Origin of the sequence: Maribacter algae (assembly GCF_047345745.1) — a bacterium.
Lineage (GTDB): Bacteria > Bacteroidota > Bacteroidia > Flavobacteriales > Flavobacteriaceae > Maribacter.
This window is the reverse complement of the sequence record NZ_JBLFES010000003.1, coordinates 130,278-143,193: the sequence shown is the minus strand read 5'-3', so window position 1 is coordinate 143,193 and position 12,916 is coordinate 130,278. Positions and strand designations below refer to the sequence as shown.

Below are 12,916 nucleotides of genomic sequence, written 5' to 3'. Positions count from 1 at the left end.
AAAACTTAAATTAGGAGCTGTAATTTATTTCTATGAAAAAATTAGGGCTCCTCTTTTTATATCTCATTCAATTTTCATGTACGGGTGAAGCCCAAAAAAAGCTAAATGGGGTAAGTTTTGTTGCCTCTAGGGAAAAAGCTGCGCAGAAGCATGTGGATGAGATCATGAAAATACATGCCAACAGCGCTGCGGTGATGCCCTTTGGATTTATAAGGGATATCAACTCCCCGGAAATAATTTTCGATACGGATAGGCAATGGTTTGGAGAGACCAAAAAAGGGGCCAAGCAGTATATAGAATTATTACGGGCAAATGGTATTCAAGTGATGTTGAAGCCCCAGATATGGGTATGGCGGGGAGAATTTACGGGAACCATAATGATGAAATCCGAGGCGGAATGGAAGCAGTTGGAAAACACTTATGATAAGTTTATACTCACATTTGCCAAGTTGGCCCAAGAAACAAAAACACCTATTCTATGCATTGGCACAGAACTGGAGAAATTTGTGGAAAATAGGCCGGAATATTGGAAAGGACTAATTAAGAGAATTAGAGCTGCTTATGATGGCAAATTAACATACGCCGCCAATTGGGACGAATACAAAAGAACACCCTTTTGGAACCAATTGGATTATATAGGAATTGACGCTTATTTTCCATTGTCAGAAGCGGAAACGCCATCTGTGGAAGAGTTAAGAACAGGGTGGAAACCTTGGAAAGAAAAAATGATGGAGGTCTCTATGAAAAATGAAAAACCTGTGTTGTTTACAGAATTTGGATATCGTAGTATGGATTATACGGCCAAAAAACCATGGCTTGTGGATCGGAACGAGGAAGGCGTAAACCTGGAAGCACAGGTAAATGCAAAAAAAGCCATTTTTGCTGAATTCTGGAACGAGGAATGGTTCGCCGGAGGATATGTATGGAAATGGTTCATTCAACATGATACTTCAGGAGGAATGGAAGATAATAGGTTTACCCCACAAAATAAACCTGCTCAGGAAGTCATAGCAGAGCAGTATAAAATGTATTCCAATTGAAGTATGCCCTCCTTTTTCTTGCTCTCTGTTTTTTGGGTTGTTCCAATGATTTGGCCGTAGAGAATACTTTGGCAGCTTCTATTTCTGATAAGGAATTTGTTTTGGACAATGTCATAGCCTGTGCCGCTAGCAATCAAAATGATGATTTGGTAAGTGTATTCCTTTATCCAAGGGAAGGTGCAAGTAATCTTCAATATTATGAAGCGAATACTGGAGAGATAGATAAAAACGACTTTACACAATATAACCAAGTAGAAGCCCCTCTGTTGGATGTTTTCAACGGATTCCTAAAAAAGTTTGAAGTGGCTATCCCTGAGGAAAAGTGGGTAATCGTAACTTTTGAGGAAGCCGGAAAAGTACATGTCTCCAATCCTATCCGTATCAAAAATCAAAGTAAGCCCACGGAATTTATTTCCAGTAATGTTTCGGTGCGGACCAATACCATCAATCCGATTTTCAATTGGGAAGACGGCATATATGACGATACCAAAATATACTTTCAGGTGTTGACCGATGTTTCTAATGATTTTATATCCGGCACCTATACTTTTGAAAAAACCTTTCAGTTTTATGAACTAGACAATGTGGTATTGAATATTACGCCCGGCACACCCGAAACATTACAGTCTAATGAAACATACGGATTTACCTTATTGGCGGTGAGTGAGGACAATTGGGTGAATCTATTTTCCGAATTGGATTTTAGCTTGGATTAAAGTTAATCCGCAACATGTGATACATTCGTTATCCCTATCGCTTATTTTTGAATGTTAATTGCACATAATGATTTCTAGATTCCTTCTTTTAACGACTTTAATACTGCAATGTCTGCTTGTAGTTGCACAGGAGGAAACTGTTCTTGATGTAAAAATTAAGGGCACCAAAAGGACAAAAGTATCTTTTCTGAAAAAGCTGATAGAACTTAAACCGGGAATGGATTTGGATTCTACGCTTATGGAAAAGGATATGACGCGTTTAAAAAGGCTACCGTCCATTGCACATGCCTATTACCAAGTTTTTTCTTCGGAAAGTGGACAACATAATGTTTTCTATACGGTTGAGGAGAATTTCACGCTGATTCCCTTTGCCAATCTTTTTAGTTCTTCCAATGATGATTTTGCATTTCGAGTAGGTTTACAAGAATTCAATCTTTTAGGACAGAACATTACGCTTGGAGGATTTTATCAGTTTGATGTTTTTAATTCCTATGGTATCAGTATTCAAGCACCTTATCTCTTCTCGAATAAATTCGGAATCGCTTTCAATTATAATGATTTCACGACACGAGAGCCCGTTTTTTTGGAAGAAGGAGAGGCCGACTATCGTTATAATAATAGGGGTTTTGAAGTATTGGGACTTTATGAAATAAATTTTAAGAACAGAATTGCTTTGGGAACTAGTTTTTTTACGGAAGACTATAGCTATCTAACGGGAGCTGTAAACCCTAACGTGCCGCAAGCGCTTAAAGTGGACAAACATCTTTTTAAACTCATTTACAACCATGACAACGTTGATTATTACTATCAATATTTATCGGGCTTCAGAAGTGCATTGAACTTGCAGTACGTAGGTAGTTCGGACGTGAATTTACCCGATTTTTGGATTGGGTTCAATGATTTTTCATACTATCACAGAGTAGGAAAACGTGGTAATTGGGCCAGTAGGCTTCGTTTGGGACTGGCCAGTAATGTGAATACGCCTTTTGCCCCTTTTACGGTAGACAACAATTTGAATATTCGCGGTGTAGGAAATACGATTGACCGCGGTACCGGTGCCATTGTTTTTAACACGGAGTACCGTCACACCCTAGTGGATAAAGATTGGTTCGTATTACAAAGCAATATTTTTGTTGATGGTGGGTCTTGGCGAAATCCTGGAGGGGATTTTAGTGATTTTGGTGATAATCAGAACATTCGTATTTATCCGGGATTGGGTTTGCGGTTTATGCACAAACGTATTTTTAATGCTATTTTTAGGATCGATTATGGTTACGGCATTACCAAAGACGGGGATAGGGGTATTGTTTTTGGTATTGGGCAATATTTTTAGACATGCGTATTCTAAAATTTTAGAAAGAATACCTAAAAATGATTCCAACCTCTATTTTTGTAATCGTTATTTTGATGCATTGAAAAGAGGCATGAAATTTGTTTTTGTGAAATCATGAGATCCAAAGTCTTTATCCTATTGTTTACTTTCTTTAATCTAGGTCTTTATGGTCAGGATTCGATACAGATGATTACTGCTGATAAAGGCGATGGGATATTGTCCTTGTTGCGCAAACAAGGTGTAAATCCCTATGACTATTATGATCAGTTCGTCCGTTTGAACATTGACAACCTAAGGGATAGTATCCACTTATATGAAGGGCGTTCCTATATTTTCCCAAAAGCAGCATTGGATACCGTTCCTATTTTAGATTCCATTCAAGAACAGACCAAAACCATTAAGGAAATAAAAGTTGAGACCTTTCCTATTTTTGGAAAAGAATATGAAACGGTTGTGGCCAAAAGTGAACGTTTAAAAGAATCGGTTTACTACTTGGTTTCAGGTCATGGAGGCCCTGACCCCGGTGCCATGGCCAAATATGCAGGAACCTCTATTGCCGAGGATGAATATGCGTACGATATCACATTGCGATTGGCCAGGGAACTAATGGCCCATGGAGCGGAGGTTTATATTATTATAAGGGATGAGAACGATGGTATAAGGGACGAACGCATTTTGGAAATTGACCATGACGAGGTAGCATATCCCGATAAAACAATACCGCTAAATCAATTAAAACGTCTTAAACAACGTGTTGGTATCATAAATAAGCTGTACAAAAAGAATAAAGGAAAATTCCAAAGGCTTATCGTTACGCATGTGGATAGTAGAAAAGTTGGTCAGAACATAGATGTGTTTTTCTACCATCATGAAAAAAGTAAAAACGGAAAGAAATTGGCCGAGAGCGTTCATAAAACCTTTCTCAGCAAATACAAGAAATACCAACCCAATAGAACGTACACAGGTACTTTTCAAGATCGGACCAATCTTTACATGGTAAAGAATACATACCCTGCAATGACTTATATAGAAATTGGGAACATTAGAAATAATAAGGATCAAAGACGTATTCTAGATCCGGCCAATAGGCAGGCTTTGGCCAAATGGATAGCTGAAGGCGTTCTTTTGGATTTCGATACTGGTGAAATAGGTCCGATACGATAATTAATCTGATTGGTGGTTTTGGGGATGGATGTACCGGGGAATATGATATATTATTTTAAAACGGTATTCTAAAGAATCAGGTCGCAATTTTTCGTTTGTAATACTGGTATAGATCATCGGGCGCAGCCCCAAAATAATGTTTTAGATGGATGACACCAAAATGGCACTGTAACGAGACCATCCCTTTTTCCTCATATCGCCTTGCCGAAGTCCGTACATATTCCGGAAGTATTTTAAACGGGGACATTTTATAAATGCGGCCAATAAACTCGTTGTCCTCGTATATTTTATAGTCTTCATTGAAACCACCCGCTTTTTCAAAAAGCTTTTTTGTGATGAAAAGAGATTGGTCGCCACCGCGGCAAATTTTATGGTTCAATTTGGTGAACCAAGAGAAAACCCGAAGAAAAAGGCTTCGGCTATCAAATTTCATTTGAAAACAACCCACTTGGTATCCGTCTGAATATGCTTTTAAGATAGAACGGTCAAAAGCTGCGGGAGGTAATGTGTCTACATGTAAAAAATAAAGTATATCCCCTTTCGCTAGTCGGGCACCTAAATTCATTTGTTTGCCACGGCCTTTTGGAGAACTTACCACTGTGACACCAAAAGACCTTGCCTCTTTGATGGTGTCATCAGTGCTACCACCATCAATGACCAATATTTCGGCTATTTGCCCGGAAGAAGAATGCTCTTGAATGCTAAAAAGTACTTTTTTAATATACGCTGCCTCATTAAGTACTGGAATAATGATGCTAATTTTGGGAACTGACCTATTCATGCAAACTTTTTACACGTCAATAGTAGGCCCGTGCGTCTTGAACTTACAGTTGCTTGATCAATTCTCGGAATAATTTAACCATTTTTGGCTCTGTTGCTCCGGCGATTTCAATAATTTCAGCAATGTCCACAGGTTTTAGGTTGTCAGGGTCACATTCATCCGTTAAAACGGAAACGGCCACGATAGGCAGGCCCAGATGATTTGCAACGATAACCTCGGGAACCGTGCTCATTCCAACCGCATCGGCCCCTATAATCTTTAACATGCGATATTCTGCCTTTGTTTCCAATTGTGGACCTACTACAGAGGCGTAAACTCCTTTTTGTAGTGAAATGTCATTTTCTTTTGCGATTTCAATTAATTTCTGGCGCATTTCCAAATCATAGGGTTCGGACATATCCGTGAAGCGCTCACCGAATTCTGCCACTCCTTTAAAAGCTAATGGGGATCCTCCCTGTAAATTCAGATGGTCTTCTATCAACATCATATCCCCTTTTTTAAACTCCAGATTTATGGCTCCTGCGGCGTTGGATATGAATAATTGCTTAATCCCTAACAAGTGCATTATCCTAATGGGATAGGTAATGTCCAAGAAATCATAACCTTCGTACAAATGGAAACGCCCCTGCATGACCACCACTTTTTTATCTTCTATGGTCCCGAACACCAATTTTCCGGTATGAAATTCTACCGTAGCCAGGGGGAAGAAAGGAATGTGATTGTAATGTGCCTCGATAGGGTCTTTTATTTCATCTACCAACTTTCCGAGTCCCGTACCTAGAACGATGCCTATCTCAGGATTATCAAAACCTTTGTTAATCAAGTAGTTTACAGATTCTTCTAATTGTTTTTTTGTCATGCTTGCATGTGTTTTAAAAAAGGTTCAAAACCAGGATTGTTTTGAATGTCCTCATAATGATCAATATCGTTTCGTTCTTCCAAAAGCGCAAATTTTTCATTGGCCAAATCACCTAGTGTATTTTCTAGAACGGTTTCCGACCCCCAATCTTTGTTTTTAAAAAGTTCCGATTTCATTTTTTTCATTCCCAGAAGATAATATCCGCCATCTTGAGCAGGGCCCATAACGAAATCATTTTGGTTCAAAGCGCTGAAAGCCTTTTCCAAATCGTTTTGGTCCAAATCGAACATATCACTGCCAATGATAATTATTTTTTCAAACCCCCTTTCAAATCCGTCAATGAAGGCATTTTCCATCCTTTTGCCCAAGTCGGTCCCTTTTTGTTGCCGCTTCTCAAAAAATGTATTGTTCCAAATGTCATTCTCCCAAATCTCTTCGGAGTAATAAACTATTTTTTTAGCAAAAAGATTTTGGGTGATTTTCACCGTGTGGTCTAAAAGAAACTTATAAATATCCAGTGCTGCAAGGTTGCCTACTTTGGCCGCTAATCTCGTCTTACATTTGCCCAACTCAGGATTCCGTGTAAAAATAAGCAAGAGGTTTTTAGAATTGGCCAAATGAAAATCTATGGTTTTATCGTCCTTAGTTTCCTTTTTCGTGTGTAGTATTCCCAAGTTGTATTAAGGTTTGTTTATAAATTACTTTTTTCCGCTATATACTTTTTCACCTTTCGTGAGCAATTTGCCCCAATGTTTGTTAAAGGCATGTACGCTATCGGTCTCTTTTTCATACTGATTGTACACTTTACCATCTTGATTTTTCCATTCAAAGATACCGCCGTATAGATTTTGTACGTCTTTATAGCCCATAGCTAACAATTCTTCTCCAATATTTTCGGAACGTACACCAATAGAGCAATATACTACCATAGGCTTTGATTTGTCAGGAAACTGCTCCGCGAATTTTTGTGCATTGAATTTTTTATGTCCCACCCAAATAGCATTTTTTAAATGACTGATTTCAAATTCTTCCTTTTTACGGGTGTCCAATAAAATCATATTTTGTGAAGGAGAAAGATGCTCCGGATAAATATAAGGGACTGATTCCTTATTGAATTTTTTAAGGGTATTGTCCAATTTACTTTGGGCAACCAATGTGCAACAACAAAATAATATAGCAACAACGAAGATTAGAAACCTCATATCTTGGCAGATTTTAGTACTGCAAAGGTACTATTTAAGAGAGGTATGAGAAATTGTGAAAATTCTATTTTTTAGAATAATGTTTTATAAACAAGAAATCCTCGCAAACACGAGGATTAATTGTGGTGCCTCCAGGAATCGAACCAGGGACACATGGATTTTCAGTCCATTGCTCTACCAACTGAGCTAAGGCACCATACGCTATAAGCGGCTGCAAATATAATTTCAAATTTAGGATATACAAACTAAATCATAAAAAAAGCATTTTGTTTTCTTCAATTTATAATCTTTGCCATATGAATTTAATCATAGACGCAGGGAATACACGGATAAAACTGGCCGTATTTCAAAAAAATAATATGGTCTACAATGAAACCATAACCTTGAACGCTTTTCAGGAAGGTATAAAATTTGTTTTTGAGAAATATCCAAGGATCAATGCCGCTATAGTATCAAGTGTGGGTTTTTTGACCAAATCCCACGAAGACATCCTACAATTATATTGTAAGGTCCACAAATTGTCCTATAAATCCAACCTCCCCTTTAAAAATTCATATGCTACGCCCCAGACCCTTGGTGTGGACCGCATTGCCCTGGTCGCTGCGGCCTATTATAATAAACCGCACAGCAATACCTTGGTCATAGATACGGGAAGCTGTATCACTTTTGATATTATCAATGATTTTGATGAGTATTTGGGAGGTGCTATTTCCCCAGGTATTCAAATGCGTTATACGGCCATGCACGAACAGACTTCAAGGCTTCCTTTGTTAAAAAGGGAAGAGGTCTTGGACTACATTGGGAACTCCACGGAAAATAGTATGCACAGTGGGGTAATCTATGGGGTTGCCAATGAAATTGATGCAGCCATAGACATGTATAAATCACGTTTTAAAGATTTAACAGTTATTTTAACAGGCGGTGATGCCCAATTTTTGTCAGAACGACTAAAAAATACCATATTTGCGGATTCCAAATTTCTCCTGAAAGGACTTAACCATTTGCTGGAATACAACAAATTTTAGATGGTCAAAAAAATTGTAATTGCAATAGTGTATATAGCTGTCATAGGTTCATACGCTCAAGACGGTACTATATCACCCTATTCTTTTTTTGGTATTGGTGATTTAAGGAATCCTGGAACCATGGAAAACCAGATGATGGGAGGGGTTGCCGTTTTTGCCGACAGTACGCACGTTAATTTACAAAACCCCGCGGCATATGCTAATTTAGGTGTTCGGTACGGGGATGATTTTGGAGTGACCGTCTACACCATAGGTCTTTCCAATAAACAGTTTCGTTTAAAGGATTTCACACAGGAACAAAGCAGTTCGGTAACGAATTTGGACTATCTTTCTTTGGGTTTTAGTATAAAAGAAGGCTTCGGAATGGGCTTTGGTATTATGCCCTATTCTTCCGTGGGTTATAATTTAGTCGAACAAAGGACTACGGGAGCCAATCCGTTGACCAACATTTTCTCCGGAGAAGGAGGGCTTAACCGCGTTTATTATTCCATCGGATATGAAGTTGTAAAGAATTTGAGTCTGGGGGTTACGGTGAATTTTAATTACGGGACATTAGAGAGTGAACGATTGCAACAAATACAGGATGTTCAATTCGGAACTTTTGATAGACGATCTTCACGAGTGAACGGTTTTGATTTTAATTATGCCGTGAACTACACCCCTGAGTTAAAAAATAACCACACACTTTACGCCTCTGCAAGGATAAATACGCAAGGAAACTTGGTCTCAAAGAATGACCGTAATATCGGTTCTTTTTCCATTGCCACTGGAGGTAATATTGAGGAAATAAATGTAAATCTAGATGCCAATAATTTGCGGAATACGGAGTTTAAAATACCAACTATCGCTACGGTAGGTTTAGGATACGGCAAAGACCGCAAATGGTTTCTGGGAGCGGAATATAGTTTTCAAGGGTTAAGCTCTTTTGAGAATCCTTTTTTAGGAGTGGACAATATCCAATATAAGGACGCTAGTTCTTTTGCTTTAGGGGGTTCTATAACTCCGGATTACAACTCTTTTTCAAGTTATTTGAAGCGCATTACCTATCGTGCCGGACTGCGTTTGGATAAAAGCGGAATGGTGGTCAACGATGTGGACATAAACAACTTTGGCATAACTTTTGGACTTGGGTTGCCAATGGGTAGAAGCCTTTCTAATTTAAACCTAGGATTTGAACTGGGAAGACGCGGTACCACTAGGGCCAATTTGATAGAGGAAAGTTATTTGAAAATTAATATCGGATTATCCTTAAATGACCAATGGTTTCGAAAAAGAAAAATAAATTAGTAAAAATTTAGTACATTAACCACATTAAAATCAACAAGATGAAATTGAAAATTTACTTCACGGCGATTATGCTCTTTGGAATAATGGGAGTAAGTAATGCGCAGGCGCAAGACCCTGAATGTATGACCAACTTGTCCATATTTTCAGAACATGCAAAAGTTAAGAATTATGATGCGGCTTACGAACCGTTCAAAAAGGTGTATGAAAAATGCCCTCAATTAAATAATGCTATATATGTATATGGCGAAAGAATTTTGAAGGCGAAAATTGAAAAAGCGACAGGAGCTGAAAAAGAAGGTTTTATCAATGAGCTAATGGGGCTTTATGACAATAAACTGAAATATTTTGCGAAAAAGACCAGTATGGCCGAGACTATCGTTGATAAGGCGAAGTTGAAATATGACAATAAAATGACCAACGATGCAGAGATGTACGAAATGTTGGGCGAAGCATTTTCAAAAGATGCCGAGAATTTTAAAGACCCTAAAGCACTATACATTTACTTCTCCAGTTTAGTGGATTTGCATGGGGAAGGCAAGAAAGATTTACAAGAGGTCTTTGATGTCTATGATGATGTTACCGGAAGAATTGAGGAAGAGAATGATATCCTTACGGATAAAATAGCAAAGCTTTTACCAAAGGAAGAGGCAGGCACCTTGACTGCCAAGGAAAAAAAATATTTAAAATCATATAACTCCTATTCTGAAGTATATGGTAAAATTTCGGGAAGTATAGACACGAAACTAGGAAACTTGGCAGATTGTGAAAACTTGATACCATTATATACCAAGAACTTTGAGGAGAAGAAAGGTGATGTAAAATGGGTAAAAGGAGCCGTAAGTAGAATGTTCAGTAAAGAATGTACGGACGATCCTTTGTTCAAAAAGATGGTTGCTGTGCAAGCAGAACTTGATCCTTCTGCAGATGTATATGTTTATTTAGGTTCTTTGGATTCTAAAAGCGGTGATACAAAAGGAGCGGTAGCTAATTTTAATAAAGCATTGGAATTAGAGGCAGATGCCAAAAAACGTTCCAATATTGCATATAAAGTGGCTACGATCTATAGAAGGGGAAGTAAGTCTACCGCTAGAAAATATGCGCAGCAAGCACTTGATGCAAATCCCGCTAACGGAAAAGCATATTTATTGATAGCAAGTCTATACAATAGTAGTGCTAACGAATGTGGCGCAACGCCGTTTGAAAAGCGCGCCATCTACTGGAAAGCTGCGGAGATAGCAAGACAAGCTGGTAGGGTGGACCCTTCTTTAAGAGGTAGGGCCAATCAATCTGCTGCAAGTTATAGTGCCAAAGCACCAACCAAGGAAATGATATTCAGCTCTGGTATGGCCGGAAAGACGGTAACTTTTTCTTGTTGGGTAGGGGGTAGTGTAAAAGTTCCTAATTTGTAAAATGTCCAAACATTTATCAGATAAATTTAAAAGTATTGCCATGGTCACATCCATGGCAATACTTTTTTTATGTTGTAAGGATAATTATAAGCGAGTTGGGGAAGAAGCCCAAAAGAACATATATCCTCAAGGGGTTGCGGAAGATTTTACATTGACCTATACGGAATCTCCCGAAAAAATAAACTCCGAAGCTACGGGGGCATCAAGAGTATTGGCCGTCATGTCAGGACCTTTGCGTAATGATTTTGAAAACTTGGAGTTCCCCTACCAAACTTTTCCCAAAGGATTACTAGTTGAAATTTTTAACGAGGAAAATGAAAAAATTACCATAGAAGCAGACCACGGCGTGTATTACACGGCTACATCGATTGTAGATTTGCAAGGGAATGTTATCATTAAAAGTGAGGACGGAAAAAAACTAGAGGCGCCACAGTTATATTACGATAGGGCTAATGAATGGGCTTTTACGCAAGAAAAGTTTAAGTTTACCAATCCGGAAGATGGTACCATAATGGATGGTGAAGGAATGGATATTAAAAAGGATTTAAGTTTTCTAAATGCACACAAAACTTATGGTCTAATGCTTATTAAAGAAGAGAGGAACGATGATTAAGATTTTAAAATATACAGAATACCTATACATTATTGTTGCATTTTTCTCCGTGTATAGAATATTTACGGATTGGAACGTTGATCGTTCCATGGCTTATTTTTTCGTGTTTTTTGCGGTCGTTTCTACAGGCATGTTTTTCTTCAGACGTAATTATCGCAAGAAATTCGAGAAACGAAAACAAGAAAATCAACAGTAGTGGATAGCTCCGTAGTTATCATTATTCTTTCGCTATTTTTTTCTGCCTTTTTTTCGGGCATGGAAATAGCTTTTGTTTCCGCAAATAAGATACATATCGAAATTGAAAAAAAGCAAGAAGGTCTTTTAGCAAAAATACTGACGCGACTTACCAAAAAGCCATCCAAGTTTATTGCCACTATGTTGATCGGCAATAATATAGCCTTGGTGATTTATGGTCTGTTCATGGGAGAGCTATTGATGAATTGGTTTACGGGTTTTTCGCCGAACAATATTTTCTTAAAACTTCTTTTGACAGATTTTAGTTTGTTGTCACAGACCATCATATCCACTTTCGTAATCCTGATTACGGCCGAGTTCCTGCCAAAAGTACTGTTTCAAATCTATGCCAATAGTCTATTAAAGGCATTGGCATTGCCCGCCTATCTTTTCTATGTTATTTTCTCGTTCATCTCTAATTTTGTTATTGGCGTTTCGGACTTTATTTTAAAAAGAATTTTTAGGACTTCAGGGGATGAGGTACAATTGGCTTTCAGTAAAATGGAACTGGGAGACTACATAACGGAGCAGATGGAAACGGTTGAAGAAGAAGATGAAGTAGACTCTGAAATACAGATTTTCCAAAACGCATTGGAATTCTCGGGGGTAAAAGCAAGGGAGGTTATGGTTCCCAGAACGGAGATTACCGCGGTTGAAATGCACGAGACCCCTAAAAACCTGGCCAAACTTTTTACCGAAACCGGATTTTCCAAAATATTGGTTTTTAAGGATACCGTAGATAATATCATTGGATATGTACATTCCTATGAACTTTTTAAAAAACCGAAAACAATTAAAAGTATTTTGCTACCGGTAGAATTGGTGCCGGAGACCATGTTGATTCAGGATATTTTGAACGTCCTGATCAAGAAAAGGAAAAGTATTGCCGTGGTTTTGGACGAGTATGGGGGCACTTCCGGAATTATGACAGTAGAGGATATCGTAGAAGAGCTTTTCGGGGAAATAGAAGATGAGCATGATAGTACGCATCTAAGGGAAGAACAGATAGACGGGAGTAACTTTTTACTGTCCGCTAGGCTAGAGGTAGATTACCTGAACGAGAACTATAAATTGGACCTGCCCGTAAGTGACGAGTATGAAACCTTGGGAGGGTTGCTGGTACATCAATTGGGTGAGATTCCGGAGAAGGAATCGGAGTTGGTCATCGAACGGTTCAGGTTTGTTGTTCTAGAGGTTTCCAATACCAAAATAGATTTGGTTTCCCTAGAGCTTCTAGAGGAAGATTAGGTGCT

At 38.4% G+C, this 12,916-nt stretch carries 13 protein-coding genes and 1 tRNA gene; 9 read left to right on the top strand and 5 right to left on the bottom strand.

What is annotated here, in order from left to right:
- The first annotated feature begins 32 nt into the window (after positions 1 to 32).
- The 4 genes from ACKWBX_RS12290 (at position 33) to ACKWBX_RS12275 (ending at position 4,253) form a co-directional block, all read left to right on the top strand.
- Entirely contained in the window at positions 33 to 1,040 is a 1,008-nt protein-coding gene (locus ACKWBX_RS12290; RefSeq protein ID WP_413968994.1) for a glycoside hydrolase family 113, read from the top strand.
- On the top strand, positions 1,037 to 1,756 hold the full coding sequence (locus tag ACKWBX_RS12285) for a hypothetical protein (protein ID WP_413968993.1): 720 nt from the start codon (positions 1,037 to 1,039) through the stop codon (positions 1,754 to 1,756). The genes ACKWBX_RS12290 and ACKWBX_RS12285 overlap by 4 nt, the downstream gene beginning before the upstream one ends.
- 70 nt (positions 1,757 to 1,826) lie before the next feature.
- Positions 1,827 to 3,089 carry a POTRA domain-containing protein gene (locus ACKWBX_RS12280; protein ID WP_413969443.1) on the top strand — a complete coding sequence of 421 codons (1,263 nt, stop codon included), beginning with the start codon at positions 1,827 to 1,829 and terminating at the stop codon, positions 3,087 to 3,089.
- 114 nt (positions 3,090 to 3,203) lie between these two features.
- Positions 3,204 to 4,253 (top strand): N-acetylmuramoyl-L-alanine amidase family protein, encoded by a 1,050-nt coding sequence (locus ACKWBX_RS12275; protein WP_413968992.1) that lies wholly within the window; start codon positions 3,204 to 3,206, stop codon positions 4,251 to 4,253.
- A gap of 76 nt (positions 4,254 to 4,329) precedes the next feature.
- Here the strand turns inward: ACKWBX_RS12275 and ACKWBX_RS12270 are convergent, their stop codons facing one another.
- The 5 genes from ACKWBX_RS12270 to ACKWBX_RS12250 form a co-directional block, all read right to left on the bottom strand.
- Positions 4,330 to 5,034, bottom strand: a complete 705-nt coding sequence (locus tag ACKWBX_RS12270; RefSeq protein WP_413968991.1) for a TIGR04283 family arsenosugar biosynthesis glycosyltransferase — start codon at positions 5,032 to 5,034, stop codon at positions 4,330 to 4,332.
- 43 nt (positions 5,035 to 5,077) lie between these two features.
- On the bottom strand, positions 5,078 to 5,893 hold the full coding sequence (locus ACKWBX_RS12265; RefSeq protein ID WP_413968990.1) for a purine-nucleoside phosphorylase: 816 nt from the start codon (positions 5,891 to 5,893) through the stop codon (positions 5,078 to 5,080).
- Positions 5,890 to 6,561 (bottom strand): TIGR04282 family arsenosugar biosynthesis glycosyltransferase, encoded by a 672-nt coding sequence (locus tag ACKWBX_RS12260; RefSeq protein WP_413969442.1) that lies wholly within the window; start codon positions 6,559 to 6,561, stop codon positions 5,890 to 5,892. Before ACKWBX_RS12260 ends, ACKWBX_RS12265 begins: the two co-directional genes overlap by 4 nt.
- Positions 6,562 to 6,591: 30 nt before the next feature.
- Complete coding sequence (locus ACKWBX_RS12255; protein WP_413968989.1) at positions 6,592 to 7,095, bottom strand: rhodanese-like domain-containing protein; 504 nt, start codon at positions 7,093 to 7,095, stop codon at positions 6,592 to 6,594.
- Between the two features lie 123 nt (positions 7,096 to 7,218).
- Positions 7,219 to 7,291, bottom strand: a tRNA-Phe gene (locus ACKWBX_RS12250).
- A 100-nt stretch (positions 7,292 to 7,391) separates the two neighbouring features.
- On the opposite strand from ACKWBX_RS12250, the gene ACKWBX_RS12245 reads away from it, so the two are divergent.
- From ACKWBX_RS12245 to ACKWBX_RS12225, 5 genes are all read left to right on the top strand, one after another.
- On the top strand, positions 7,392 to 8,120 hold the full coding sequence (locus tag ACKWBX_RS12245) for a type III pantothenate kinase (RefSeq protein WP_413968988.1): 729 nt from the start codon (positions 7,392 to 7,394) through the stop codon (positions 8,118 to 8,120).
- A complete protein-coding gene (locus ACKWBX_RS12240; protein ID WP_413968987.1) occupies positions 8,121 to 9,407 on the top strand; it encodes a hypothetical protein in 1,287 nt (428 codons plus the stop codon). It abuts the gene before it with no gap.
- A 38-nt stretch (positions 9,408 to 9,445) separates the two neighbouring features.
- Complete coding sequence (locus ACKWBX_RS12235) at positions 9,446 to 10,816, top strand: tetratricopeptide repeat protein (RefSeq protein ID WP_413968986.1); 1,371 nt, start codon at positions 9,446 to 9,448, stop codon at positions 10,814 to 10,816.
- Between the two features lies 1 nt (position 10,817).
- Complete coding sequence (gene lptC, locus ACKWBX_RS12230) at positions 10,818 to 11,429, top strand: LPS export ABC transporter periplasmic protein LptC (protein WP_413968985.1); 612 nt, start codon at positions 10,818 to 10,820, stop codon at positions 11,427 to 11,429.
- A 195-nt stretch (positions 11,430 to 11,624) separates the two neighbouring features.
- Entirely contained in the window at positions 11,625 to 12,911 is a 1,287-nt protein-coding gene (locus tag ACKWBX_RS12225) for a hemolysin family protein (protein WP_413968984.1), read from the top strand.
- The last annotated feature ends 5 nt before the right edge of the window (positions 12,912 to 12,916 follow it).

Excerpts from the sequence above, each read along its gene's own strand:
- ACKWBX_RS12290 (WP_413968994.1), top strand. The coding sequence starts at position 33 with ATGAAAAAATTAGGGCTCCTCTTTTTATATCTCATTCAATTTTCATGT.
- ACKWBX_RS12275 (WP_413968992.1), top strand. The coding sequence starts at position 3,204 with ATGAGATCCAAAGTCTTTATCCTATTGTTTACTTTCTTTAATCTAGGT.
- ACKWBX_RS12270 (WP_413968991.1), bottom strand. The coding sequence starts at position 5,034 with ATGAATAGGTCAGTTCCCAAAATTAGCATCATTATTCCAGTACTTAAT.
- ACKWBX_RS12265 (WP_413968990.1), bottom strand. The coding sequence starts at position 5,893 with ATGACAAAAAAACAATTAGAAGAATCTGTAAACTACTTGATTAACAAA.
- ACKWBX_RS12255 (WP_413968989.1), bottom strand. The coding sequence starts at position 7,095 with ATGAGGTTTCTAATCTTCGTTGTTGCTATATTATTTTGTTGTTGCACA.
- ACKWBX_RS12245 (WP_413968988.1), top strand. The coding sequence starts at position 7,392 with ATGAATTTAATCATAGACGCAGGGAATACACGGATAAAACTGGCCGTA.
- ACKWBX_RS12240 (WP_413968987.1), top strand. The coding sequence starts at position 8,121 with ATGGTCAAAAAAATTGTAATTGCAATAGTGTATATAGCTGTCATAGGT.
- ACKWBX_RS12235 (WP_413968986.1), top strand. The coding sequence starts at position 9,446 with ATGAAATTGAAAATTTACTTCACGGCGATTATGCTCTTTGGAATAATG.
- lptC (WP_413968985.1), top strand. The coding sequence starts at position 10,818 with ATGTCCAAACATTTATCAGATAAATTTAAAAGTATTGCCATGGTCACA.